This is a genomic window from Enterobacter cloacae complex sp. 2021EL-01169, assembly GCF_020733125.1.
In the GTDB taxonomy this organism is placed as follows: domain Bacteria; phylum Pseudomonadota; class Gammaproteobacteria; order Enterobacterales; family Enterobacteriaceae; genus Enterobacter; species Enterobacter roggenkampii.
Genome location: NZ_JAJFTC010000003.1, coordinates 346,371 through 372,557 on the forward strand (window position 1 = coordinate 346,371; position 26,187 = coordinate 372,557).

Sequence of the window (26,187 nt, forward strand, 5' to 3'; positions counted from 1 at the left end):
CCTAATCTTCACTCGGGGATTTGTAAGGAGCGCCATCATATTCATTATTGATGGCGCTATTCATTACAAATTCATCATGAAAATTATTTTCATCTTTCTTTTCATTAAAACTATTTATTGAAGCATCTTTAGAGCTAGATCCTATATGTGTTATGGCAGCAATAAAAGTCCATAATAAAACTGCGCTGCAGCTTATCAAGAAACCGCCTGCTATAAGTGCAACTAACGAACAAAGGACAGCTAAAAGCAGCGGTATGTGGCCTAACCACTTCGGCAGTTTGTATTGTTTAGCCAGTATGACGCAGCGCTGATCTAAACGTGTAAAAATTTTTTTGATACCCTTCCATATTGCAGCGAGACGAACACCACGTTCCCAGGCGCGTTTTTCTTGAGACTGATACATCTCCCCCTCCGAATTAGGTGAGTTCTAAAGGGACTATAGCGGATTTTTTGAGCAATTACTAATTACTGCTTCAGTGCTCAGAGTTACTAATAAATTCTCTAATATCATCGGGTTAATTTTTTTCAATGCGTTACGACTTGTCATCATTAAAAAAGCATCATTATACTGTGCTTATATGGGTCTTCCCCGATCATGGTGGGAGACTCATAACCCCATGTTTAACCTGCCGTAATGGAACATCACTGCGATTTTGAAGCGCTCTTTGTTCCGGTATCCTCTCGACTTGATTCTCAGCAACCGTATTTTACTGTTCAGTGATTCTGCGTTGCCGTTTGATACCCTGTGCTTCATGGCATTCAGGATCCCGTACAGCCGTTTACGTAACGTCCGGGCTGCACTGCTCAGCTGCGGGACTCCCACATCTTTGGCCATCGCGATCCATTCCAGCCACAGACGTCTGCTGTGCCCGTCATACCGACGGTTCCAGAGCTCCCGGGCCATCTCTTTCATTGCCCAGCAACGGCTGGTTTCAGGCTGTCAACGCCAAGATTACTGACCGTTTTTCACCATTTTCATTGTCCGCTGTTGGTCATTAACGCTGTCCGCTTTCCACCATTTCAACATCACTGATTGGCGTTGCGCTTTTTGCCAGCACCCCGGCCTTGCGTTTCTCTTTCAACCGGTAGCTTTCTCCTTTTATGTTCAGCGTCGTTGAGTGGTGCAGCAGACGGTCCAGGATCGCCGTCGCCAGCACGTTATCTCCGAACATTTCGCCCCAGTCGGCGAACCCTTTGTTTGACGTCAGGATGATGCTCGCTTTTTCATACCGGCGGTTCAGCAGCCGGAAGAACAGGCTCGCCTCCTCACGGTTCATTGGCAGATAACCTATTTCATCCAGGATAAGCACCCGCGCATAACTCAGTTGCTGCAGCTGACGTTCAAGACGATTTTCCTGCTTCGCCTTTATCAGCGTGGCAACCAGCCTGTCCAGCGGCATGAACAGCACCCGGTGGCCCGCATCCGCGGCTTTGACTCCCAGAGCGACCGCCAGATGCGTTTTCCCCACGCCCGGCGGGCCCAGCAGGATCACGTTTTCACTGCGCTCCACGAACGCCAGACTTGCAAGCTCACGGACGACCTTCCGGTCTATGCCCGGCTGGAAGCTGAAGTCGAACTGCTCCAGCGTTTTCACCCACGGCAAGCGCGCCTGCTTCAGCCGGGCCTCCATTCCCCGCTGGTGCCGCCCGCTCCACTCCTGCTGCAGCGCCATACACAGGAACTCCCGGTAGTTCAGTTCCTGCTTTGCTGCCTGCTCAAGCAGATTTTCAACGTGATAGCTCAGGTGTTCCATTTTCAGGCGGTTCAGCAGTGTTTCCAGTTCGTACATCACAGCAGCTCCTCATACGCGCTCAGGGGCCGGTGCTCAACCTGACTGACCTGTTGCCACAGCGGAGCATGGTGCTCCGGCACTGTCTGCCAGCCCGATGAAGCCCCGCTGAGCCGGTGGGTCGCGGCCAGATTTTCGTTGCTGTAGATCCGCAGCTCGTCATCCAGCGAGATCCGGATCGAGACCGGATGACCACACAGCGACTCGGGCACGCTGTAGCGGTTGCCGCCAACCTCGATGTAGCCATCCCAGGACACGTGCCGGATATCGAAGTAGCTGGTATCGAAGTCGGTTGCTGGCAGTGGCTGCAGATGTGTTTGTTCAACAACGAAGCGCTCTGCAGGCGTCTCCCGGAACTGGCGAAGTTCACGCCTGTCAGCCACATCTGCTATCCACTGCTCCAGGAGTTGATTGACATGGGGAAAGCTGTCGAACCTCCGGTAGCGGACGAAGAAGTTCTCCTTGAGATATTTCACCATCCGCTCAACCTTACCTTTAGTCCGGGCCCGGCGAGGGCGGCACGCCCGCGGCAGGAAGCCATAGTGGTCGGCCAGTAGCAGGAAGCCGGCGTTGAACACCACGTTGCCGTTACTGTTTTTCAGCACGGCGGCTTTCTGGTTATCGACAAGCACGGTTTTCACGCTGCCGCCAAAGTAGCGGAAGGCGCGCACCAGCGACTCGTATGTGTGCTCAGCGTCCTGTTTTGGCGCGGCAAAGACGTGGAAGCGGCGGGAGAACCCCAGCGTATTGACGGCGAAGTTCACCCTGCATCGCTGCCCGGCCACGTCGACTTCCACTTCTCCCCAGTCGTGCTGCAGCTGGTAACCGGGCTGGGTTTCGAAGCGCACGGTTTTCTTTGAGGGCCGCATTTTACGTTTGGGCTGGATGTAATAGCGCAGCATAGAGCGCCCGCCGGTGTACCCCATCGTCCTAATTTCGGCGAGAATGACCTCGCTGTTCCAGACGTTTTCCGCCAGCCGCATGTCGATGTAATCCATGAACGGCTTGAGTTTTGCCATTTTATGGCGTGTTTTACGGGCCGGGGGCTCAGGGTATTTGAGATATCGCCTGACGGTTCTTTCGGAACATCCGACCTGTGTTGCGATATCGACAATGTAAGCACCCTGTTGGCGCATTTGCTTTATCATGAAAAAGTCCTCTCTGCTCAGCATGCTGGAATCCTTTTCGGTGTGGGAACCTTAAGGAAACCGCATGACGGGTAGAGCGGACAACCCGAATGGTGAATTAAAGTCTTATATCACTGGCGCTGACAAGGCAGGACCATCTGCGCCGCCTCCAGTCTTTCTGCTATTCGACCATGACGTTTATGGCGGCCGTACAACCACAGATAACGGGAGCGATGTGCACTTTTTCGGGCCTGTAACGGGATGATTCTCATCTCGGACTGTCGTGTTTTATCCACGACGGCACAGAGCATTTTCGCGACATGGAAGTGATCGAAGGCGATTTTTTCTACCGCGTTAGGCAGGTGGATACGGGCTGCGCTGATATAAGCCTGATTCATGTCCATCGACAGGGTTTTGATGGATTCGATCTGACGGTCACCCAGGCTCTAGAGGTAACCCGCCAGGCTTTCAACCCCGCGATCATCCCTGAGCTCCAGGGCCTGTCCCTGTGTATCAGAGATAACCGTGACGTACTGATGACCCTTTTTGAAGGCGACCTCATCAACACAGAGGTGACGTGCTGACTGCGGGGCTTTACGGCGGGCGAGTCCACGCTTAACCGCCCGCTGCATAATGTTATCGACGGCATTCCAGCTCAGCCTCAGCTGTTTCCTGACGGCATCGACGGTGCTGATTTTCAGCCATGAGATGACGAACGACTCGAACAACAGCGTGTAGCGGCTTCCCGGTCCCGCCCATGGAACAGGCAGGGTCTGACAACCATGGTCCGGGCACATGATTCGGGGGACATCGGCTTCAACCAGGGTGGCGAACTGGCAGGTATCAAGGTGACGCCATTTACGATGTCGGTGATCGTGAACAGGGCAGGATTTACCGCAGGTCGGGCAGGTTAACTGAATGTTTTCAGCGATTCCGACTGTAACAGTAACGGAACCTGCATTTTCATCGAGGGTAAGGGATTTAACCTGCCATGGAGCAGTCAGGTTAAGGATGTGGGCATAGAGCGATTTTTCGTCCATATAATTTCACTCTGATGCTTACTTTAAACTGATATTATTATTTTTTGCCCACTTTCTTAATCTTCCATTAGCGTTAGCATAAGGCGAAGATGTATTAAATGAGATCATTCTCCCCATCGTCCATTTTGTGTACCATGGTCTTCCATACAAAATATCATCGGTACGCTCATCAATAAGCTTCACAAGTTCATTTTTTACAGTCTGAAGTTCAATTATTAACAATTCATAAGTTAACCCACTGTAATCTGAGTAAAATTTTTGAGCAAGAAGGCCAAGCTGATTCCATTTATAGCCAGTTTCCGGAAAGTCGACAGGCAGACCTTTAGCATCAGAAGTGATCCACTTTACAACAAGAGCATTCCATCCGATCAGATACGAAACGAGGTCACGAACACTCATCTCTGTTCCTTTAGCGTGTCCATCCATTGAGTTATCGGAGGTAATTTCTGGCGGGATTGCTTTGAGGTAACTAATTAATTTACTGAAATTTTTATCAATAGCTAAAAGCAGTTCAGCTTTTGTTTGCGGCACACTCATAAGAATTCCCTCTCATGTAAAAAGAGACACCATAAAGGCACTGTGTGGTGTTTGAAAATCAATCAATTATGTACCACCCACCACAACAGGGGAAGACCCGCTTATATACAGTATAATTTGAGGGGCGAGTTATGCCAATTCCTTTAGAACAGACGATGTGTTGGGATAAAAGTTCGCAGAAAAATTCAGCAAACACACCGGTTTTGATGATGGCGGCTATCGCCAGACTTACAGGTAGCAATCCATCACTGGCATGCGTTCCGTTGTTTGGTGATGGGGTTTCATGTGGTTTCCCTTCTCCGGCACAGGATTATGTCGAAAAACGTCTTTCCCTCGATGACCTTTGCATCCGCTATCCGGAAAGTACCTATCTGGTGCGAGCAGAGGGGGATTCGATGCTTAATGCCGGGATTAAAGACGGTGATTTACTAATAGTGGAGTGTATTCGTGAGGCAAAGCACGGTGACATTGTCATTGCAGCCGTAGATGGGGAGTTTACCTGTAAGAGGCTTCAGCTATTGCCATCACCAGCTCTGGTCCCGGCTAATCCAGCTTATTCTTCAATCCCCCTTACTGAGGACATAGAAACAGTGGTCATTGGTGTGGTACGTCATCTCGTTCACTCCTTCAAATTCCGGGATGCCTGAGCATGTTTGCGCTGGTCGATGTGAATTCTTTTTATGCTTCATGCGAAACCGTTTTCAGGCCAGACCTCCGTGGCAAACCTGTGGTTGTACTATCCAATAATGATCTGAGTGGTGAGAAGTGTTAGTTAGTTTCGAGCGTTCAATTCTTCAGGTTTGAAGAAATAAATGGTCCGCTATGAGCGAAAAGGGGAAGTTCGAGATTTTGCCTCCCCCCAATGGTGCATAATTAACATATCTATACGCAGCATCTCCTGATCGCGGGTTCCTAATACCAACCGGAGAGCATCAATAACAGCCGTCTTTCCCGCATCATTTTCGCCTACCAAAGCGGTCAGCCCGGGGTTGAGTGATAGTACAAAAGCTTTTTCAGCGGAATCGAACAGCCGAAAATTCTCAATCTGAATTTCTGAGATGTACATCTTGTCCCCACTTTAATTTGTGCCGACTCTATCCAGAATATAACGCTATTTAATTAACGGATCAGCTTCGACGGTGCTTTGGCCATTACAATATTCATAGCTGCAATCCTGATTTTCGGCGAGCATATGTTTTAAAACATACCGTTGACGCGTAGTTCCACACGAATACATTTCGGCACTGACAATGCAAGAGAACTTTAGAGGGGGGATTAACTTAATGAAACCGGGCACTGGAAAGAATTGGTAGCCGTCAGGCGATGGACGGAGAGGTCTGAACATTCCCTGTATGCTGTGAGTTCAATGGGGAGATGCAACGCTATCTTTAATCGAAGGGGGACGTTGCAATGAAACGAAGAACGTAGATAATTTCACTTTTAAATGATCTAGGGTATGCGCCTACTTCTTACGCCATATGCCAACGTCAGAGAACACATACTTACAGCAAATCTTTGGCTGAAATCTCAGCCAAAGCTTCAAAAAGAATCCTGATGATCTGTTCGTCGGATAAACGCTTCTTCATGGCGATGTTCTCATGTGGCTTATGAAGAGAGAGTAACATCGCGGTGTGCTAATTAATAGGGAATAGGTCACATCCCGGCAACAGGTATGAGATCACGAATAATGAGCTTCATCAATGGATTTTCGAAGGATATGAGAAAAATATTTCTGATGATTTTACTGCGTTGACTCACCTTGATACTCTTTACCGTCGTGCGGGAATTCCATCTTTTGAACTTGAGGAGACAAGATTATTGTATCCTTAACTGCGATAAACACAATCGTTCTTCTTTGGTTCGGAAAGAATTAATTTTCTCTCGGATGCAAAATATCTTTACCCCCATCTTTCCCATCATGCTGGCTATAAATTTCAGGTTTATCTCTCGAGACAATAAGTTAAATGTCTCGAGTGCTATTGGTTTCACTAAAATAGTTTTTTGATCTCGGTCATTTTTTTAGTGTGGCAGGACGCCTTGGTATCATTATCCATCGTATTTATGCCTAGAAAAAACTTCATGCCAGACTCACTCATAAGAGAAGCCCAATCAGATACTCAGGCAATACCGATAGCTCTAGAAGGGTTGAAACGACTGACTGACGAGCGGGATAAATTATAATAATGATTGCCCCAGTTATGGGGCAATCATTATTGGTGTACTACTCCCTCGGAGGGAAACCTGCTTCACGCAAAGCATCAGAAATCAGATCAACCGATAACAACGTTTGTATCTCAACTTTACGAGTTGGAGGATCAGTTACGATGCTAGCCTCCGGATCAAGGTTCTGAATTACTTTAGTCACAGTACGGGCACAACCACCGCATGTCATGTTGTCAAGATGAAATTGCATATAAGTATCCTGTTTAGTTGTGGTGCCCTTTAGTCTAGGGCTTACCACCGTTGTAAGGTCAAGAGCCTTGCCATTCATTTGTTGCAACTATCTTTTCTCACTCAACAATTGATGGGAGTTCACTTTTCGTCTTATCGAAAAACTACGCACCACAACATAAAATACTGGGGTAAGCAGTAATCCAAAGAACGTTACACCTAGCATTCCTGCAAAAACGGCAATCCCCATAGCATGTCTCATTTCAGCACCCGCGCCACTCGCCAGTACCAATGGAATAACGCCAGCAATAAATGCAAGAGACGTCATGAGGATTGGACGTAAGCGTAAGTGTGCAGCCTCAAGTACGGCCTCCAAAGGAGAGAGTCCTTCATTCTCTTGAGTTCGGGCAAATTCAACAATTAAAATGGCATTTTTAGCGGCCAGCCCGACTAAAACGACAAAACCAATTTGTGTGAAGATATTGTTATCACCATTAGAAATCCAGACCCCACCAATTGCCGAAAGCAACGCCATTGGCGCAATCAGTAGTACAGCGAATGGGAGCGACCAGCTATTGTACTGTGCAGCCAGGATCAAGAATGCAAAGAAAACTGCTAATGGGAAAATATATAGCGCAGAATTACCCGCTAATTTTTCCTGATAAGTGAGATCCGTCCATTCATATGCCATCCCCTCAGGTAAGCTTTCCTTCACTATTTTTTCAATAGCATCGGTTGCCTGGCCAGAAGAATAACCGGGGGCTGTTCCACCTGTAATATCTGCTGATGGATAACCGTTATAGCGCATCACACGATCAGGGCCTGAAGTTAGTTTGATATTAATCAAAGCCGATAACGGGATCATTTCTCCAGCCGCATTTCGCACTTTAAGTAATCCGATATCTTCAGCCTGCATGCGGAATGGAGCATCAGCTTGAGTAATTACACGATATGTACGGCCAAACCTATTAAAATCATTAACATATAGTGATCCCAAATTGACCTGCAATGTATCAAAGATGTCAGTTAAAGCCACTCCTTGAGATTTTGCTTTTACGCGATCGATGTCAACCTGGATCTGAGGTGAATTAGTTTCAAAACTAGCCATCATCCCAGCTAATTCTGGAGTTTGCATGGCTTTAGCCATGATCGTTCCTTGCACTCGGGCCAGTTCTTCAAAACCTAATCCTGCTCTGTCCTCAATTTGGAGTTTGAACCCGCCCATACTTCCCAAACCTGGAACAGGTGGTGGTGGGAATATCCCAACAAAACCATCAGGTATTTTGCTAAATTTCCCCATAAGGCTACCAGCTATGGCATATGCAGATAAGGAAGGGTCCTGACGATCCTTAAAAGGCTTCAGCATCGTAAACATCAAAGCTGAGTTCGGCATGTTTGGCCCGTTTACAGATAAACCTGGAAATGCAACCACGCTTTCCACTCCAGGCTGAGCTAATGCAAGTCTGGTCATTTCCTTAACGACTGCTTCTGTTCTGTCCAGCGAGGCTCCTGTCGGCAACTGCGCTATACCAACGAGATAATACTTATCCTGCGCCGGAACAAAGCCACCCGGAACTTGCTTGAATCCCAGGAAAGTCATTGCCAGAAAACCAGCATACAAAATCAGGACTATAGTACTCCCGCGAACTATACGTCTTACAGTATCTACGTACTTTTCCGATAACCTGTCGAAAAATGTGTTGAAACGGCCGAAGAACGAACCTAAAAGGCGCTCCAACACCCGAGTCAGCATGTCTTTTTTATCTGTACCTTGATGTGGTTTAAGCAGTACAGAAGCCAGTGCTGGAGATAACGTTAAAGAGTTGATCGCCGACAGGATGGTCGAGATGGCAATCGTCAACGCGAATTGACGATAAAATTCTCCCTGTAATCCCGAAAGAAACGCTGAAGGAATAAATACTGCAGCCAGTACAGAAGTAATAGCTAATATAGGACCCGTTACTTCATCCATTGCCTTTCTGGCTGCATCTTTAGGTGATAGTCCCCTTGCAATATGTCGCTCTACGTTCTCAACAACGACGATCGCATCATCCACAACGATGCCAATTGAAAGAACAAGGCCAAACAACGATAACGTATTGAGAGAAAATCCGAATACATCCATTAACGCAAAGGTGCCTACTAGTGAAATCGGCACGGCAACTAATGGAATAATCGATGCTCGCCATGTTTGTAGAAATAACATAACGACAAGCACCACGAGGATTGTTGCTTCCAGTAAAGTCGTTGCAACAGATTTCAACGATGCGCTAGCAAAAAATGTTGGGTCATACGCGATACTATACTGAATACCTTCGGGAAATTTTTCTTTCAGGCGTTCCATCGTTGACCGTACAGATGCTGATACGTCCAGCGCATTGGCTCCAGGTGTCATTACAATCTGCATACCTACAGCATCTTTATTATCCAGCAGACTTCGTAACGAATAGTTATCTGAACCGAGCTCAATCCTGGCTACATCACGTAGGCGAGTAACCTGGCCATCAGTTCCTGACTTAATAATAATATCGCCGAATTGCTCCTCGGTTGTCAGACGCCCTAACGCATTTACTGTGACCTGGAAGGAGGATGAAGTATTAGGCTGTTGTCCAACTGACCCTGCCGCTACCTGAACGTTTTGTTCTTTAATTGCTGAAGTGACATCGCTTGCGGTCAAACCTCTGGAAGCAATTTTATTAGGATCAAGCCAAACTCGCATTGCATATTCACCCTCCCCCCAAAGCGCAATACTAGCGATACCAGGTAAGCGAGAAAGCTCATCACGCACGTTCAACATCGCATAGTTAGATACATAAAGCGGATTGTATCGATTATCTGGTGAGAACAGATGAACTACCATGAGTATATCCGGCGAGGTTTTTTCCGTTACAACGCCGATTTGCTGAACTTCAGATGGCAGTCGAGGTAAAGCCCTGGATACACGATTCTGAACCTGAATTTGCGCAATATCTGGATCGGTACCTTGCCTGAATGAGATAGTTAACACCATACGGCCATCAGACGAAGTCTGAGAGCTCATGTATAGCATCCCTTCTACCCCGTTGATAGCCTGCTCAAGAGGAGCAGCTACGGTATCAGCTATAACATTAGGATTCGCCCCAGGATAACTTGCAGTCACCTGCACTGTTGGGGGAGTTACAGAAGGATATTCGCTGAGTGGCAATTGAAAGAAGGCTAAGGCACCCGCTATCAGCATAAATAGTGAAAGGACGATTGCAAAAATGGGTCGCTGTATAAAGAAATGAGGGAATTTCATTAATTACCCCCCTTATTATTACTATCAGAAGCCTTTCCTTGAGTTGCTGGTTTTGCATCCAATGAACTCTCTAGAGACTGCATCGAAACCATACTTGGTGTTACCGCCATACCCGGTCGCACTAACCCTTTTATGATGATTTTTTCACCGGCTTGTAGGCCCTTAGCAACAATTCGTAAGCCATCAACAACGGGTCCCAATTCGATGGGGCGATACTGCGCCTTACTATCGTCACCAATAACCAGGACATATTTATTACCCTGATTAGTTCCCACTGCTTGGTCATTGATCAAAATAACCTGTTGAGCTTTTCCCGTGCCTAATTGAACTCTGGCAAATGCTCCGGGAGTAAGCAAACCATCCGTATTTGGGATAATGGCCCTTACTCGAACAGTACCGGTATTACGATCGATTTGATTACCAACAAAATCAAGAGTACCGGAATGTGGGTATCCCTTTTCAGTAGCCAGACCTACATGTACTGGTAATTTTTCTTTACTACCCTCCATTGCATCAGGACGCGCTTTACTGACGGTATTGAGAAACGTTGCTTCATCAATATCAAAATATGCATATAGTGGATTTGAGGAAACGATCGTGGTTAATAAAGTTGCAGCCCCCCCTTCACTATTACTAATCAGATTTCCTTCAGTAATCAAAATCCGATCAACGCGGCCATCTATTGGCGCAGTTACTCGTGTATATGAGAGATCAAGCTTTGCCGCCTCTACTGCAGCCTGCGCTACATTGACTTGGGCAATACGGGCATTTTTATCAGAAGCTGCATCGTCATAATCTTTACGGGAAACAGCCCCATTATTGACCAGTCGGCTGACACGTTCAAAATTGCGATTTGCCTGAAACGCCTGAGCCTCAGCTTGGCGAAGTTGCGCCTTAGCGCTATCAAGAGCTACCTGAAATGGTCGCGGATCAATTTGAAATAGAAGTTGTCCTTTATGTACCAAGCTTCCTTCCGGAACACTTACAGATTCGATTGTCCCGCCGACTCTGGGTCGTAGCTCTACCGTTTTGATCGCTGCCAGGGAACCAGTAAACTCGGCCGAAGGTATAATATTGCGCGAAATAACCTCAGCGACCGGTACCTGCGGACCTGCTGGTATCTGCGCCGTAGATGTTTTTCCGCTGCCATCTTCCTTAGCCACCGCTACCGATGTGCTTGCTGTGATTGCAACAGCAACTGCCATCACCATTGTCCTAATGCTCATTTTCATCATAATGACCCTTTTCGTTCCCCAAAACCCTTCGGACAGCCCGAAGTTGGCGCCTGTAGCAATTTCTTACAGGCTAAAGCTTGTAGTAACTGGAAGGTCAAGGGCTAACGAAAAAAATTTGGAGAAATCACATGAGAATTTTTTAGAAAATGGCTAAAAAGCTGTGACCTATTACTTTAAAAAAATATATTCTGTAACCACTTGATTTAATGGAAATTAAAATCAGGTCGCTATATGCAACCTGATGTCCAACCAACATTTCTATCATGCATCAATCGTGATATCGCCTGCTGGGATACATTGACATGTCAAACATGCCCCCTCATCAGAGGGTTCCACATTATTCAAATGCTGAACACTCCCCGTGATAACCTTTGTAGAACAACTTTCGCATTGGCCAACCCTACATCCACTTGGCATTGATATTCCAAGTTTCTCGCCAAAATTCAATAATGTACCTTTATCAGTTGTCCATATCTCTTCTCTTCCTGATTTCGCAAAAGTTACTTTATGGCGTAGAGAAGGATCATCATTGATTTTTGCTGGAGAACGAAATATCTCATAAAAAATTGCAAATGCTGGAACACCTCTTTGCTGAAGGCCCTTCGATATCGCCTCCATCATTGGCATTGGGCCGCACATGTAATAACGAGCATTATTTTCAATTAGATGGGCATCAACGTCTCCCGCTCCAGCAAATCCTGCTCGATCGTAATCTTCTCCCAGGACATCACAATCTAGTGGCTGATTATAAACATTTATTACTTTTAGCCTGCTAATTAAGCTACTTAACTCCTGTATTCTTTTCTTAAACGCATGTTGCTTACTATTTTGATTGGCATAGAAAAGCCATATTTCAGGGCCAGTTTCATCAGGATCAATAGACTCCAGATAACAGATAAATGGTGTAATACCAATACCACCAGCAAAAATCACGACAGGTTGCATTGCGTTAAGTGGGACGATGAAGTTGCCTCCAGGTGGAGTTATTTCAACAAAACTGCCTACTTGCAAACGAGTGTTAATAAAGGATGACATTATTCCTTCAACAAACTCCCCATTCTCATCTCTCGCTGTCTGGTGCCTTACAGAAATAGAATAAGTTTTACGAGCGTCTACAAATGCTGGGCCTGTTAACGAATACGCTCTAGTTACGATATCTTCAGAATCGATCAGTGGGTAACAGCTTATTGTTACATGCTGGCCTGGTTCATAATCCGGTAAAAAACCCTCAGCTTTAGATTGAAAAGTCACGGTTGTAACATTATCAGTTTCTTTCTTCAAACTTATAACTTGGAAAGTTCTACGTCCGTCCCATGGACGTCTTACTAATTCAAATTCATTCAGCCTACGAATACGGCATCTGAACGAACGGAGTGGCAGTGCACCACTTACAGGATCATAACTATCCCCACTGATTAGGCTATTAAAATTACTGCTAAATTCACCTATAACAGGATATGATGGTTTTCCAAAATCAGGACAACCCTGCCACCATCCAAATTCAGCAATAACTGTTTCGTGAGATAATTTTTCTTCCACCTTAGCTCTGAAACGAGCCTGACCTACCCGAGTCTCAATTTCAACCCAATCACCTGTCTTAATTTTTTCTTCATCAGCAAGAGTAACCGATATCTCTACCGTTGGATAAGATGCTTTTTTTCTTAAACTTGTTAGGCTGCGATGTTGGCTATGGCAGAAAAAACCACTTTTAACTGATGTCAGCATTAAGGGGAAATCAGGATCATTACGCTGATATTCCTGAGGTTGTACGTATTCAGGTAAAGGATTATAACCGTGCCGATGAAGTACCTCAGAGTAAAACTCTGCACGTTTTGTTTCCGTATTAAAACCTGTCAGATACCCGGTCTTTTGATCTTTTAAGGCGTACTTCCTGACTTTATGCTCAAGTGGTATGTCGTAACCTTCAGGCTTATTCCTGAGCATCTCAACAGTCAAACCGAGTGGCTTCAATTGATAATTCCAAGCAGATTCAATATTACCATCAAAAAATGCTTCATTCATTCCTAACCGACATGCAAGGTCGAAAACAATCTCAAGATCTGAACGACTTTCACCACGCGGAGAAACCATTTGTTTTCTCAACTGAATGTGCTCCTGAGCAGCAGCGCTACTTTCAAACCCGGCTCTTAGGCCTTCACGCTCCCAAGCGGTGTTTACTGGCAAAAGGATATCAGCATACTTTGATGTAGGTGTTTCAAACAAATCTACATGAGCATAAAACTCAAGCGCCTCAAGTGCCTGTTGTCCGAGGGAAGTATCACTTTGTGAAAGTAATATGTTGGCACCAAAGCCAATTAAGCCGCGAATTTTGTAGGGCGTTCCTTCTAATACTGAATGCCAGATATCCTGAGAATGAACCCAACCCTGTGAAGGCGGGCCGATAGGCCTTTCTTCAAGACCTAATGCCTTTTCCCATTGCGTTTTAGGCATCAATGTCGGTGAATTAACCACATTTACCGGGTGGCTGGCATAGATTCGATTACATCCTTCCTGATCGAAACAACCGGTTAAAGCATACAGTGTCGCAATAGCACGTTCTGTTTGGGTTGCGTTAGTATGCTGTGCTACTCCAGACCAACTGTGATATGCAATTTTCTTAGCATTGCCAATCATACTTGCAGCAGCTTCAATTGAAGCAACAGATATCCCAGTAATACGGCTTACATTTTCTGGTGAATAATTAGCCAGTATATTTTTAAAAGAGGAAAATGCGGTATGGCAGGATATTTTACCGCCATCAGCTAATGTGACTTCAACATCGCCTTCAAGTGCAGCTGTAGGTGTAAGAGTTTCTTCTGTACGGGTTTCGGAATCGATAAATATTACTTGCTGGATGTGTTCGTCCCAAACCACGTAGCGATTGCTGGTGGCAAATGGGTTAATATCTATTTCACGAAGAAAATAGCCATTATCATTTCTAATCAGTAAAGGACCATTAGTCCAGTCACGAACGAATTCCTGGTTAAACATATGCCTTTCAACCAAAAGATGGCTTAATCCCAAAGCTAATGCACCATCAGTTCCCGGACATACATTAAGCCAAGCATTTGCCTCTTTTGCTAAAGGTGTCGGACGCGGATCAATAACAATCAGCTTTGCGCCATTATTCCGACCAGTCCCTATCGCATTAGCCTGCGCTAGCCATGTATTGGCTGGATTATGCCCCCAAAGAATAATAAGTTCGGCATGTGAATAGTCAGCAACAGGGATGCCACAACCAAAGGTCCAACGATGAGCAACGTCTTTGTGCCAATTACATATCTCCGTCCCATAGCTGGTGTTTGGGCTGCCATAGATACGAACAAAACGTTCTAACCATTCAATTGCATCACTAAGGGGTGTACCGCTTGGGCTAGTAAAACCGAAAGCGACAGATTCCGCCCCATTCTCATTTTTAAATTTTTTCAGTTGCCCGGCTATGGTTGACATAGCCTCTTCCCAACTTATGCGTTGCCAGCCCGGATTTTCTGCGCCTTTAGGATGAGTTCTCTTCATCGGGTGCAGAATTCGATTTGCGCTGTCTACTAACTCAGGTGCCGCTTTACCCTTCATACACATAGCCTTACCATTAGGATGTTCAGGGTTAGGCCTTACCTTAATGAGGTGGTCCTCAATCACCTCATTCAACGTCCCGCAGCGGGAACGACAAAGCGTGCAATATCCGGGAATAATATTTAACATTGTAAACCTCACCAATAAAAAGTGATCTTTCGATAATTGAAGTTGTTCCTTGTGCAAGCAGTGATTGCCGTTAAAATTAACGGCATACAGGTTTCGCACAATAAATCCAGGTTGTAATGATTCGAGGTAGGTGGCTATAATGACATCAAGGACTATTTTCCTTGTCCTTACGCGAAGTCTCCGCCAGATACAGTGCCCTCAGAATTGGACAATCTGGTTTATCATCACCGGCGCAACAATCTGAAAGCGTTGTAAGGGTCGATGCAATACGCTGAAGTTCTTCTATTTTTGAAGTCAAATCATTTATATGTGATTCAACTAATTTTTTCACATCCGCACTCTGGCGCGAATGATTTCCCCAAAGAGAGAGAAGATCTCCCGTTTGAGACAGAGAAAAACCGAGCTCTCGGCAACGGCGTATAAAATGTAATTTATAGACATCTACATCTTTGTATATCCGGTATCCAGCTGCGGTTCTAGAGACAGAAGGAATTAATCCTGCCTCCTCATAATAACGAATCATTTTGGCCGAAACCCCGGATAATCGAGCTGCATCACCAATATTCATCATTCTCTCCCCAAATGCTATTCGCTGATACTAAAGTTAGTGTTAAAAGACATAGTTTCAGGCAAGACTTCTGGGGAATTTGTTAAGCCTCTGAACAAGTTGGCACACAAATTATTTCCAAAAAATTCGGGCCAGAAGTTACCCTCTTTAAAGGGTAAACCCTCCCCTGATAGGAAGGTCAAGGGCCATATTATTTATTTTTTTTCAATCATAACCAAGATAATTTACTTTATATTTTATTCATTCATTAAAGAATCCTAAGTGTTTTTAAAAATCTTAATGAAAAATGATTATTTATTAGATAGTTAATGATACTGGGCATTCTTTATTAATCGCAGGCAACATATTAACTTTAAGTTTCCCCCTGCTGTAATCATGCAAATTAACGAATTCCCATGCATCGGTATCATTTAATAAAGCAAGCATTAGTTTATTATTTAAAGCATGGCCAGATTTATATGCATGGTAAGCACCGATGATATTATACCCAGAAACAAAGAGGTCTCCAATTGCATCAAGTACTTTATGACGAACTAGTTCATTATTAAAACGAAGACCTTCAGGATTGAGGACGCTATATTCATCGAGACCTATCGCATTGTTCAAACCAGCCCCTAGTACAAGCCCAATTTTTTGCAGTTTTTCTACATCATGAACAAATCCAAAAGTACGTGCACCAGCTATTTCTTCTATATATTTTTCTTTCGACATTTCAATATTTAATTTATTAGTATCAGCCGAGATTAAAGGATGCTTGAAATCAATCGTGAAATCCACGGAAAACTTAGAGTCCGGATGTAAAAGAGCCCACTTATCACCGTCTTTAACTGACACAGTTTTTTTAATAAGAAGATATTTTTTAAGTGCACACTGTTCTATCGAACCAGCGTTGATAAGAGAATCAATAAATTCTCTTGCGCTTCCATCAAGTATGGGGAGCTCAGGTGCATCCAGTTCTACCAGGAGATTGTCAATCCCCAGACTGGATACAGCAGAAAGGAAATGTTCGATCGTTGAAACCCTAATACCTTGAGGATTAATTAGACTTGTAGCCAGCATGGTGTCATGAACCTGCTCAGCTCGAAGCTGAATATCAACTGAAGGATTTAAATCTGTTCTACGGAACCGTATGCCACTATTAGCGGTAGCGGGCATGATTTTCATATGAATGCTGCTGCCGCTATGTAAACCAATACCACTTAGTTCGACAATATTTTTGATGGTTTTTTGCTTAATCATGGAGACCTCATTTGCTATTCGTGATGCTTCAAATGCCACGATAAGAAATTAATTGATAATGATTCTTATCTCGCTAATCTCGGCTCACTACTCTCGAATTGGCTCCATTACAAACCCTATAGTTGATTCAGGGTCAAGTGTTTTAGCCCCCTAAGCATGAGACATGCTGTTTCTCGATACAAATGTATGGGATAAGATCCATCATTTTCTATCTGGTAGCTAAAATCGGTTAATCTGATCATGTCTTTAAATAAACTCAAAATATTTCATATGGGTTAGTGCTGTTTTTGATTCTAGTTTCCTTAACTTCATTCTAAGTAATCAAGAATAGTTTTCACATCGTCAATTAATGCAATATGTAAATCAGGATCTTCACATTCCCCAGAGTGGCAATAATTTATATGCTGAAGTATTATTCTTTTTTTAAATTCTTTGACTGCATGCTCTAAATCATAAATCACCCGTACGATGTCGACGCAAGGTTCATCATCCAGTAAAACATCCTGCATCTTGATATATTTATTGGCAACTTCTTCGCTCATGGAAACCAGTATAGTGTCATTAATTAACATTTGTGAAATTCTCCTCATGTTCTAACAGTAATGGAGGGCATAGTGCAGACAAATCCCAGGCGATTTGTTTACGGTATCTTCCTGGTGGAAGATGGAATTTATTTTTGAATGAACGAGTAAAAGTTTGTTGTGATTCAAAACCATAGTGGAGAGCAATTTCCAAAACTGTTTTAGTAGTTAGTTTCAACTCTACTGCAGCACAGGTTAATCGTCGGGCTCTAACATATTCACCTAACGCAATTCCCGTTGCGTGTTTAAAAATGCGTTGAAAATGCCATCGAGAATAGCCAGATTTTTCTGCAATTTCCTCCACAAGTAAAGTAGATGTCAGTGAATTTTCGACCCATTGGACGATATCTTTAACCACACTATCCGCATACGTTTTTGTGATCATATGTCCCCTTATAACTAAATTCTACATTTATCTAAAAAAAAATATAAGTTCTTCATCCATGAAGAACTTTCTAGAAATACTATTTACGTAACAATCTCAGACCATTTGCTACAACCAGAAGGCTAGCACCAACATCAGCAAATACCGCCATCCACATAGTCCCCATTCCCATGAGCGTTAATACAAGGAAAATAGCTTTAATACCTAATGCGAGACTGATATTTTGCACGAGTAAGCTATACGTCTGTCGGGACAATTTTACAAAGGCAGGGATTTTACGCAGGTCATCATCCATTAAGGCCACATCTGCAGTTTCAATTGCCGTATCAGTACCCATTGCCCCCATAGCAAAACCTATATCTGCCGCAGCCAGTGCCGGCGCATCATTGATGCCATCACCAACCATTCCAGTAACACCAATACGTGAATACTCTTGAACTACTTGATGTTTGTCCTCAGGTAACTGACTACCACGAGCTTCATCAATACCGACCTGAGATGCTATTGCTTTGGCTGTATGCGGGTTATCCCCAGTCAACATAACTGTCTTGACACCAAGGTGATGGAGTTGTTGAATCGCTTCGCGACTCGTGTTCTTGACAGTATCTGCAACAGCAAATAACCCAAGCACTTGCTTTCCATCATTGAGCAAAATAACTGTTTTACCTAGGCTTTCCAGACTTTGTACTGTAGCTTTAACCTCTAACGGACAACTCAGGAGGTCTTCTGCCAATCGCAAATTACCAAGATAAAAGTCTTTGCCGGCAATCACACCATGCACACCTCGACCTACAATAGCCTCAAAGTTTTCAACACTCTGTTTTTTCAAATCAACAGAAGCATTCACAACGGCCTGTGAGACAGGATGATCAGAGTAGCTAGCAAGACTTGCTGCAACTGTACGAACCTCAAGCTCACTTTCCCCATTGAAAACCATGACATCAGTTTGTACTGGCTTCCCATGAGTAATCGTCCCAGTTTTATCAAGCGCCAAAGCTTTTAATTTACGTCCCTGCTCAAGGTAAACACCGCCTTTAATGAGAATTCCTTTACGAGCAGCAGCAGTAAGTCCACTGACAATTGTTACTGGTGTAGAAATAACCAGCGCACATGGACACGCGATGACAAGCATGACTAGAGCTTTATAGATCCACTCTTGCCATGTACCTGCGCCAAACAATGGTGGCAATACAGCAACAGCAACCGAAATCCCCATAACGACTGGCGTGTAAATCTGGGAAAAGCGGTCAACAAAACGTTGTGTAGCTGCTTTGGCGCCTTGCGCCTGCTCAACAGCATGAATGATGCGAGCAAGGGTGGTGTTATTGGCAGCTGCAGTGACTTTATATTCAAAAGAACCTGACTGGTTTATTGTCCCGGCAAACACGGAGTCACCCGCCATTTTATCGACAGGCAAACTTTCACCAGTAATTGGAGCCTGATTAATCGTTGTTTGACCTTTAACAATCTCACCGTCAAGACCAATTCGTTCGCCTGGTTTTACCCTTACAATACTTCCTGGTTGTACGCTGCTGGCATCAACTTCCTGCCATGATCCATCAGTTTGTTGGACCATTGCGGTTTCAGGGGTCAGGCTCATCAGTGAACCAATGGCATTTCGAGCTCTATCGAGTGATTTTGCTTCAATCAGTTCAGCGATGGTAAATAGAACCATAACCATCGCTGCTTCTGGCCACTGCCCAAGAACCAAAGCCCCGGTAACGGCAATACTCATCAGTGCGTTTATATTCAGGTTACCATTGCGAATTGAAATCCAACCTTTCTTATAGGTTGTCAAACCACTCAAAAGAACGGCTATCAAGGCTAATCCCGCTTCAAGCCAGTCAGGCATATCAGCCCAGTGCATAACTTCAGCCGCAAGTGCAGCCACACCAGCCAGAGCTAACGGCCACCAAGGCTTTTTTTTCTCCTGGATGTTTTTCTTTTCACCATTGTTATCCGAAACTTCGGGTACGAATCCCAAGGAGCGAATTGCAACCAAGATAGGTTCAAGCGAATCAGGTGTATGGGTTACAGTCAGAACACGCTGCATCAGGTTGAAATCAAGCTCTTTAACAGAGGTCATTGCCCCCAGTTTCTTTTTGATGAGATTTTCCTCAACAGGGCAATCCATCTGCATAATACGTATTTCAGTTCGTAACCCACCAGCTACAACTTTAGAACCACCTAGATTACTTAAATTTGTTGGCGCACCTGAGCAGCAGTCACCGCTATGTCCATGATGTTCATCAGCCTGATCATCCTGAGCGTGGTCATGGTTACACCCCTTATGCTGATGATCGCCATGACTATGTTCTTCCTCACCATGATCATGTTCTTCATCAGTATGACTATGTTCATGGCTGCATCCTTCATGTGCATGCCCACCTTTCACATGCCCTTGCTCGCGATGTAAATGTTTGTCACTTCCATGACCATGCTCCTTATGAGAGAGCTCAGCGCTGCAATCTTTATGGTCATGTGCGTGACCATGAGCCTTAGCCGGTTCTTCAGAACGCTGCATTTTGCTCCCTACTATCAAGTTAATTTTTTCACAACAACCAGCAGATTCCTCTCTTACTTGAGTTTTGCTGTTTTTTACGGAACCACTCATTTTAATTGCCTCGCCTGTTAACTATACTGACGATTAAAGACCCTGATCTGACTACAGGGTCAAGCACATGAAGGGGGATTCATGAAAATTGGTGAATTAGCTCGTAAGGCCGGTTGCCCAGTAGAAACTATTCGTTACTACGAAAAGGAAGGTTTACTTCAGGCCCCTTTACGAGATATTGAAAATAATTATCGCCATTATGATAATAACCATCTGGAAAAATTGTTATTTATCCGACGCTGTCGCTCTCTCGATATGACGCATGAGGAAATCCGCGCATTACTACTGGCAATCAATAATAACGGTAAAGAATGTGGACCTATTGACGCGATAATCAGTGCCCACCTCGCTCATGTCCAGCATCGTATTAATGAATTAATAGCGCTAGAAAAACAACTTCAAGAACTTAATGATGTTTGCAATGCAGACCGTAGCGTAGACGAATGTGGGATAGTCCAAAAACTGACAGCTGAAGATGAAGATAGAGACCTTCCTCTAACTGTACCCACCGACCATCTGGGAGGCGTACATTAGTATTTCCGTATAAAGTTAATTAATAGAAAAAGCTCAGTGATGGCGAAACACAAGTCCAACTCTTTAGTGTTACGCCATCATGGTCCTAGAAAAATAGCTAATCTTTTGACACTCTGTTTCCACGAGAACGACGTTGCACCGCACCTTCTCGTTTACCCGAATGACTTATATCATCAGCAATCGTTAATCTATGAAGAATAGGACATTCAGCTCGTTCATCTCCCGCGCAACTTTGGATTAACACTCTGAGTGTGTCTGCCATTTGACGCATACTTTCTATACGCCGATCTAAATCATTAATATGTTCCTGCGCCAACCGTTTAACATCAGAGCTCTGACGAGATTTATCATTCCATAGCTTAAGCAAACCCTCTATCTCTTCCAGAGAAAACCCGAGGTCGCGAGCGCTTCGAATAAAAATCAGGCGATGGATATCATTGGGAGCATAGTCACGATAACCAGCTTCAGTACGACCAGTAGCAGGGATCAAGCCAATTTGCTCGTAATAACGAATCATCTTGGCGGAGATTCCTGATTCGCTTGATGCTTTACCAATGTTCATAACTCACCTTTTAATGATTCCCAGCATCTTCCATCAGCGGGGGCTGGAAACGACGCAGACGAAGTGCATTGCCCAGAACAAATACACTGGATAGCGCCATCGCACCTGCAGCAAAAATTGGCGAAAGCAGCAATCCGTAGGCAGGATACAGCAGTCCTGCGGCTACAGGGATCAATGCTGCATTGTAACCAAATGCCCAAAAAAGATTTTGCCTGATGTTACCGATCGTTGCCTTCGACAATCCAATGGCATTAGGGACGCCCTGCAGATTTCCGGACATTAAGACAACATCAGCAGATTCCACCGCGATATCGGTCCCCGTTCCAATTGCAAGCCCAATATCTGCCACTGCTAGCGCTGGAGCATCATTAATACCATCACCAACATAAGCTACCTTGCCGTAGGATTCCTTCAGCCGACGAACCGCTTCAACTTTTCCTTCAGGCAACACTTCAGCAACCACTTCATCAAAGCCTAGTTGTCTTGCAATAGCATGAGCCGTATTGGCATTGTCACCGGTAATCATTGCGACTTTGAGCCCCAGTTGGTGCAATGCATTTATGGCAATTGGTGTACTTGATTTAATAGGATCAGCCACTGCGATGATGGCTGCCAAGCGGCCACCGATAGCAACATAAAGTGGCGATTTCCCTTCGTTCCCAAGACGTACTGAAGTCTGCGAAAAATGCTCTACATCCAATCCTAACTCACGCATAAAGCGATCGGCACCAACCTCTATACGCTCCCCGTCAACGATAGCCCGAACTCCCATCCCAGTAATTGAATCAAACTCAGTCAATATTGGCAGCGATATTCCTTTTTCCAGTGCGGATTCAACGATAGCGCGGGCAATAGGATGTTCCGAACGTGATTCAACAGCCGCAACTTTTGCTAAAACTTCGTTAAGCTCAAACCCTTCGGCTAACTCCAGGTCTGTCATTACGGGGCGCCCCTCAGTTAAGGTGCCAGTTTTGTCTACAGCTACAACCTTAGCATCTTTGAGCAATTGCAGAGCTTCCCCCTTACGGAACAAGATCCCCATTTCAGCGCCACGGCCAGTTCCTACCATGATAGAAGTAGGTGTAGCTAATCCCATTGCACATGGGCAGGCAATGATCAGCACTGCCACGGCATTAACCAGTGCGAAAGACAGAGCTGGTGATGGCCCAAATGTTAACCAGGCAAGGAATGTTAACAAAGCCGCCAGCATCACTACTGGAACAAACCACAGCGTTACTTTATCGACCACTGCTTGTATTGGTAGTTTAGAACCCTGAGCCTGCTCTACCATTCGGATTATTTGCGACAGCATCGTCTGACCACCAACGGCTGTTGCACGCAACCTCAATGCACCTTTCTGGTTAACCGTCCCGCCAACCATTAAGCTACCAGGCACTTTCTCCACTGGGATAGGCTCCCCCGTTATCATCGATTCATCTACAAAACTTGTTCCTTCACTTACCTCACCATCAACAGGCACTCGCTCACCTGGTCGAACTTCGATAATGTCATCAAGGACTACATCATTAATTGGAATATCGACAACAACGCCATTACGCAACACATGCGCCTCTTTGGCCTGTAATCCAACCAAACGTTTGATAGCCTCGGACGTTCTCCCTTTAGCCCGAGCCTCCATAAATCGTCCTAAAAGAATAAGGGCGACAATTACCGCTGCAGCTTCGTAATACACATTGACGGTCCCCTGAGGCAGAAGGCCAGGTGCAAAGGTCGCAACCATTGAGTAACCGAATGCAGCAAGTGTCCCAACGGAGACGAGAGAGTTCATGTCTGGGCCAAGCCTTATTAACGCCGGAATACCTTTCAGGTAGAAGCGCCGTCCCGGAATAACTAACACCAGCAGAGTTAACACAAACTGGAGATACCAGCTTTCCTGGAGCCCAATGGTATCCATTATCCATTGGTGCATTCCCGGTATCAGATGCGATCCCATTTCCATAATAAAGACTGGTAGTGCAAGTATGGTCGCCAGAACTAAATCTTTCTTCAATGCAGCCTTTTCAGCATCTTTTTTTTCAGCGGCCTCAACATTATTCTGGCCACGGGTATCAACCAGGCTGGCTTCGTAGCCAACTTTCTCGATAGCCGCAATCAGGTCATCAGTTCCGGCTACTCCACGTATAGTGGCCCTCTCAGTCGCTAAATTAACTGTTGCATCCTTTACACCTTCAACAGCTCTAAGCGCCTTTTCGACACGCCCTACGCACGATGCACACGTCATGCCCTGGACTGACAATTCAACAGAAGTTAGGGGAACCTCATAACCCACATTTTCAATTGCTTTGATTAGCGCCATACGTTCAACAGGTGTATTCAAGAGAATGTCTGCACGCTCAGTTGCAAGATTTACACTTACGCTTTCCACACCCTCAACTTTCGTTAAGGCGGCTTCGACTCGTCCAACACAGCTTGCACAGGTCATCCCCTCAATAGGCAGGCTAACCTGAGTTTCAGCATCATTAGAATGCTGTTTTTTTTGAATGCTCATGATGTATTTCTCATCGTTGGGTTCAGATATAGAACAACCTTAAGGCTTACCATCGTGGGAAGGTCAAGTGCATTATTTTGAACATGCTGACACAGTGAAACGCATGGCTAACAAATCGATATCAATGGATGGCCATAAAAACACTTTACATGAACATATGTTCATATGTTATATTTAAAACATAGTGTACAGCCTACGCCTTGAGGCCCTATGTCACAATCACATGACCACGAACATGAGCATGAGCATACTCCAGCAGTGACCAGCGCAAACGAGCGTAAGGTCCTTATTTCCTTCCTCATGATATTCACATTCATGGTGGTCGAAGCTGTTGGAGGGATACTTTCTGGCTCTTTAGCATTGCTGGCAGATGCAGGACACATGCTTACTGATGCTGTAGCTTTAGCGCTGGCTTATGCAGCATTCCGTTTTGGGCGCCGGGAAGCTGACAGCAAACGAACCTTTGGATATTTGCGATTTGAAGTCATCGCTGGATTCTTTAACGCCCTGACACTCTTCGCTATTGTGGCGTGGATTGCATATGAAGCATGGGAGAGGTTACAAGCTCCACCAGCGATACTGGCAGGCCCAATGCTGATCGTTGCCATTGTAGGATTGTTGGTCAACGTATTGGTATTATGGATCATGACCCGTGGTGAGACTGATCATGTAAACGTCAAAGGCGCTATTTTACATGTGATGGGGGATCTACTGGGTTCTGTTGGCGCTATTGTCGCCGCTATTGTCATTTACTATACGGGCTGGACACCAATTGATCCAATACTCTCCGTTCTCGTCGCAGCACTGGTTTTACGTAGTGCCTGGAAGTTATTAGCAAAATCTCTGCACATCCTGTTAGAAGGTGCTCCCGAAAATGCTTCCCCAGACAAGGTAGAGCAGAGACTAATCAATTCTGTTCAAGGCTTAGCTGCCGTAAGTCATATTCATGTCTGGCAAATAACCTCAGGCCGAATAATGGCAACACTGGAAGTAAGAGCAAAGGAAGATGTGGACGTGAAAGACGTAGTAAAGCTTGTAAAACAAGAACTTTATGAGCATTTCAAAATAGAACACGCAACTGTGGGCATCGACTGGAATTACGATGAAAACGATAATACATGTAGTCTTTCTCCGACAAAACCGCGTAACGAACACGAACACGAAAAAAAGCATGACCACTCTACACCAGGCCACTAACATTAATCAGGTGTGGTAATGCACTACCAATTCTGGAGGGAGAACCATAATGTCCAACACATCAGATTGCGGCAACGTACGAAACTGTTCCGCGACAGATTATGGCACAGAGCCAGATCTATCAATGCTCTCGCAAAATGAAATTGGGCTACTTTCCGAGATTTTCCATCTACTGGGGGACCAGTCAAGACTACGAATCCTGCTTTACTGTATGCGTGGTTCGGTCTCTGTAGGTGACATTGCTGAGTCGCTCCAGTTATCACAATCTCTGGTCAGTCATCATCTGAGGTTGTTGCGGGGTGCAAGACTCGTTCGAGGAGAGAGAAAGGGCAAGTACATCTTTTATAGCATTATGGATCAGCATGTAAGCCATGTTCTTCAGGATATGGCATTTCACATAGCAGAATAATAATCCCAGAAAATTCTGATAAGTTGAAATTGTGAAGTTGTGACTCACCTTAGCAGAGGGGAGATAATAAAGCCCCCTTAAGTCTGAAAAATAATTTCATATTGAGTCCTTCTTAAGATTAAATATACAAAACAGAATACTAAATATATTTACCCTATATTCCAGAAGTATCCCCATGTGTTCTAACAGATACGGTGATATACAGAGGAAACAGTTAATTTATAGTTATTTGATATTGCTTGCCTAAGACGGTCAGAAAAATACCGTCCCATGACTGTTGAAGAAAAATGGGTGAGTAAAAAAACGCTCCGGGAAGGGAGCGTAAGCTAGGGAAGGTGCGAACAAGTCACCCAATGTAGGTCATGATCGATACTATGCAATGTCTGTCTATTTTTTACACTCTAATTTTCCGGTTTTGAGCAATATATTGCCTATTCAGGCCAAATTTAGCCTTTTAGCTGGGTTATTACCAGATTTTAGGCGGATTTAG

20 protein-coding genes and 3 pseudogenes are annotated in these 26,187 nt (G+C 44.8%); 5 read left to right on the forward strand and 18 right to left on the reverse strand.

Annotated elements, in window-relative coordinates; all coding sequences use genetic code 11:
- Position 1: 1 nt before the first annotated feature.
- The 6 genes and pseudogenes from LLF79_RS12890 to LLF79_RS12915 all read right to left on the reverse strand — a co-directional run bounded on the left by LLF79_RS12890 (position 2) and on the right by LLF79_RS12915 (position 4,494).
- Positions 2-403: a hypothetical protein gene (locus LLF79_RS12890; RefSeq protein WP_004115509.1), complete on the reverse strand. Its 402-nt coding sequence runs from the start codon at positions 401-403 to the stop codon at positions 2-4.
- Positions 404-607: 204 nt separating this feature from the next.
- Positions 608-934 (reverse strand): annotated as a pseudogene (locus tag LLF79_RS12895) (transposase); the annotation flags it as partial.
- A gap of 61 nt (positions 935-995) precedes the next feature.
- Positions 996-1,790, reverse strand: coding sequence for an IS21-like element helper ATPase IstB (gene istB / locus LLF79_RS12900; RefSeq protein ID WP_004115504.1), 795 nt, complete (start codon positions 1,788-1,790; stop codon positions 996-998).
- Positions 1,790-2,962: an IS21 family transposase gene (gene istA, locus LLF79_RS12905; RefSeq protein ID WP_004115503.1), complete on the reverse strand. Its 1,173-nt coding sequence runs from the start codon at positions 2,960-2,962 to the stop codon at positions 1,790-1,792. Before istA ends, istB begins: the two co-directional genes overlap by 1 nt.
- A 164-nt stretch (positions 2,963-3,126) precedes the next feature.
- Positions 3,127-3,957 (reverse strand): annotated as a pseudogene (locus LLF79_RS12910) (ISL3 family transposase); the annotation flags it as partial.
- An 18-nt stretch (positions 3,958-3,975) separates the two neighbouring features.
- Positions 3,976-4,494, reverse strand: coding sequence for a ClbS/DfsB family four-helix bundle protein (locus tag LLF79_RS12915; RefSeq protein WP_004115496.1), 519 nt, complete (start codon positions 4,492-4,494; stop codon positions 3,976-3,978).
- Between the two features lie 209 nt (positions 4,495-4,703).
- Between LLF79_RS12915 and umuD the strand changes: the two genes are divergently transcribed.
- A complete protein-coding gene (gene umuD / locus LLF79_RS12920; protein WP_044598027.1) occupies positions 4,704-5,141 on the forward strand; it encodes a translesion error-prone DNA polymerase V autoproteolytic subunit in 438 nt (145 codons plus the stop codon).
- Positions 5,142-5,143: 2 nt separating this feature from the next.
- A pseudogene (locus LLF79_RS12925) lies at positions 5,144-5,245 on the forward strand (hypothetical protein); the annotation flags it as partial.
- Positions 5,246-5,314: 69 nt separating this feature from the next.
- On the opposite strand, the gene LLF79_RS12930 reads toward LLF79_RS12925, so the two are convergent.
- The 10 genes from LLF79_RS12930 to LLF79_RS12975 all read right to left on the reverse strand — a co-directional run bounded on the left by LLF79_RS12930 (position 5,315) and on the right by LLF79_RS12975 (position 20,486).
- A complete protein-coding gene (locus LLF79_RS12930; protein WP_032705159.1) occupies positions 5,315-5,560 on the reverse strand; it encodes an AAA family ATPase in 246 nt (81 codons plus the stop codon).
- Positions 5,561-6,715: 1,155 nt separating this feature from the next.
- On the reverse strand, positions 6,716-6,907 hold the full coding sequence (locus LLF79_RS12935; RefSeq protein ID WP_004115487.1) for a heavy-metal-associated domain-containing protein: 192 nt from the start codon (positions 6,905-6,907) through the stop codon (positions 6,716-6,718).
- 87 nt (positions 6,908-6,994) lie between these two features.
- Entirely contained in the window at positions 6,995-10,162 is a 3,168-nt protein-coding gene (locus LLF79_RS12940; RefSeq protein ID WP_044597654.1) for an efflux RND transporter permease subunit, read from the reverse strand.
- Positions 10,162-11,394: an efflux RND transporter periplasmic adaptor subunit gene (locus tag LLF79_RS12945; protein ID WP_032705257.1), complete on the reverse strand. Its 1,233-nt coding sequence runs from the start codon at positions 11,392-11,394 to the stop codon at positions 10,162-10,164. Before LLF79_RS12945 ends, LLF79_RS12940 begins: the two co-directional genes overlap by 1 nt.
- A 264-nt stretch (positions 11,395-11,658) precedes the next feature.
- Entirely contained in the window at positions 11,659-15,099 is a 3,441-nt protein-coding gene (locus LLF79_RS12950) for a molybdopterin-dependent oxidoreductase (protein WP_004115474.1), read from the reverse strand.
- Between the two features lie 145 nt (positions 15,100-15,244).
- Positions 15,245-15,667 carry a Cu(I)-responsive transcriptional regulator gene (gene cueR / locus LLF79_RS12955; RefSeq protein WP_048286510.1) on the reverse strand — a complete coding sequence of 141 codons (423 nt, stop codon included), beginning with the start codon at positions 15,665-15,667 and terminating at the stop codon, positions 15,245-15,247.
- 297 nt (positions 15,668-15,964) lie between these two features.
- Positions 15,965-16,906 (reverse strand): UDP-3-O-acyl-N-acetylglucosamine deacetylase, encoded by a 942-nt coding sequence (gene lpxC, locus LLF79_RS12960; RefSeq protein ID WP_040118089.1) that lies wholly within the window; start codon positions 16,904-16,906, stop codon positions 15,965-15,967.
- A 308-nt stretch (positions 16,907-17,214) separates the two neighbouring features.
- Positions 17,215-17,478 (reverse strand): hypothetical protein, encoded by a 264-nt coding sequence (locus LLF79_RS12965; RefSeq protein WP_004115466.1) that lies wholly within the window; start codon positions 17,476-17,478, stop codon positions 17,215-17,217.
- The gene (locus tag LLF79_RS12970) at positions 17,468-17,872 is read right to left on the reverse strand and encodes a helix-turn-helix domain-containing protein (protein ID WP_053287298.1); all 405 of its coding nucleotides are present in this window, start codon (positions 17,870-17,872) and stop codon (positions 17,468-17,470) included. Before LLF79_RS12970 ends, LLF79_RS12965 begins: the two co-directional genes overlap by 11 nt.
- Before the next feature lie 79 nt (positions 17,873-17,951).
- Complete coding sequence (locus LLF79_RS12975; RefSeq protein WP_004115463.1) at positions 17,952-20,486, reverse strand: heavy metal translocating P-type ATPase; 2,535 nt, start codon at positions 20,484-20,486, stop codon at positions 17,952-17,954.
- Positions 20,487-20,567: 81 nt separating this feature from the next.
- Here LLF79_RS12975 and cadR point away from each other — a divergent pair, with 81 nt between their 5' ends.
- A complete protein-coding gene (gene cadR, locus LLF79_RS12980) occupies positions 20,568-21,020 on the forward strand; it encodes a Cd(II)/Pb(II)-responsive transcriptional regulator (RefSeq protein WP_004115460.1) in 453 nt (150 codons plus the stop codon).
- A gap of 97 nt (positions 21,021-21,117) precedes the next feature.
- Here the strand turns inward: cadR and cueR (LLF79_RS12985) are convergent, their stop codons facing one another.
- Both cueR (LLF79_RS12985) and LLF79_RS12990 read right to left on the reverse strand, forming a co-directional pair.
- On the reverse strand, positions 21,118-21,582 hold the full coding sequence (gene cueR / locus LLF79_RS12985) for a Cu(I)-responsive transcriptional regulator (RefSeq protein ID WP_004115457.1): 465 nt from the start codon (positions 21,580-21,582) through the stop codon (positions 21,118-21,120).
- Positions 21,583-21,592: 10 nt separating this feature from the next.
- On the reverse strand, positions 21,593-24,091 hold the full coding sequence (locus LLF79_RS12990) for a heavy metal translocating P-type ATPase (protein ID WP_004115454.1): 2,499 nt from the start codon (positions 24,089-24,091) through the stop codon (positions 21,593-21,595).
- 210 nt (positions 24,092-24,301) lie between these two features.
- On the opposite strand from LLF79_RS12990, the gene LLF79_RS12995 reads away from it, so the two are divergent.
- Both LLF79_RS12995 and LLF79_RS13000 read left to right on the forward strand, forming a co-directional pair.
- Positions 24,302-25,288, forward strand: coding sequence for a cation diffusion facilitator family transporter (locus LLF79_RS12995; protein WP_040118088.1), 987 nt, complete (start codon positions 24,302-24,304; stop codon positions 25,286-25,288).
- A 49-nt stretch (positions 25,289-25,337) separates the two neighbouring features.
- Positions 25,338-25,697 carry a helix-turn-helix transcriptional regulator gene (locus tag LLF79_RS13000; protein ID WP_004115449.1) on the forward strand — a complete coding sequence of 120 codons (360 nt, stop codon included), beginning with the start codon at positions 25,338-25,340 and terminating at the stop codon, positions 25,695-25,697.
- The last annotated feature ends 490 nt before the right edge of the window (positions 25,698-26,187 follow it).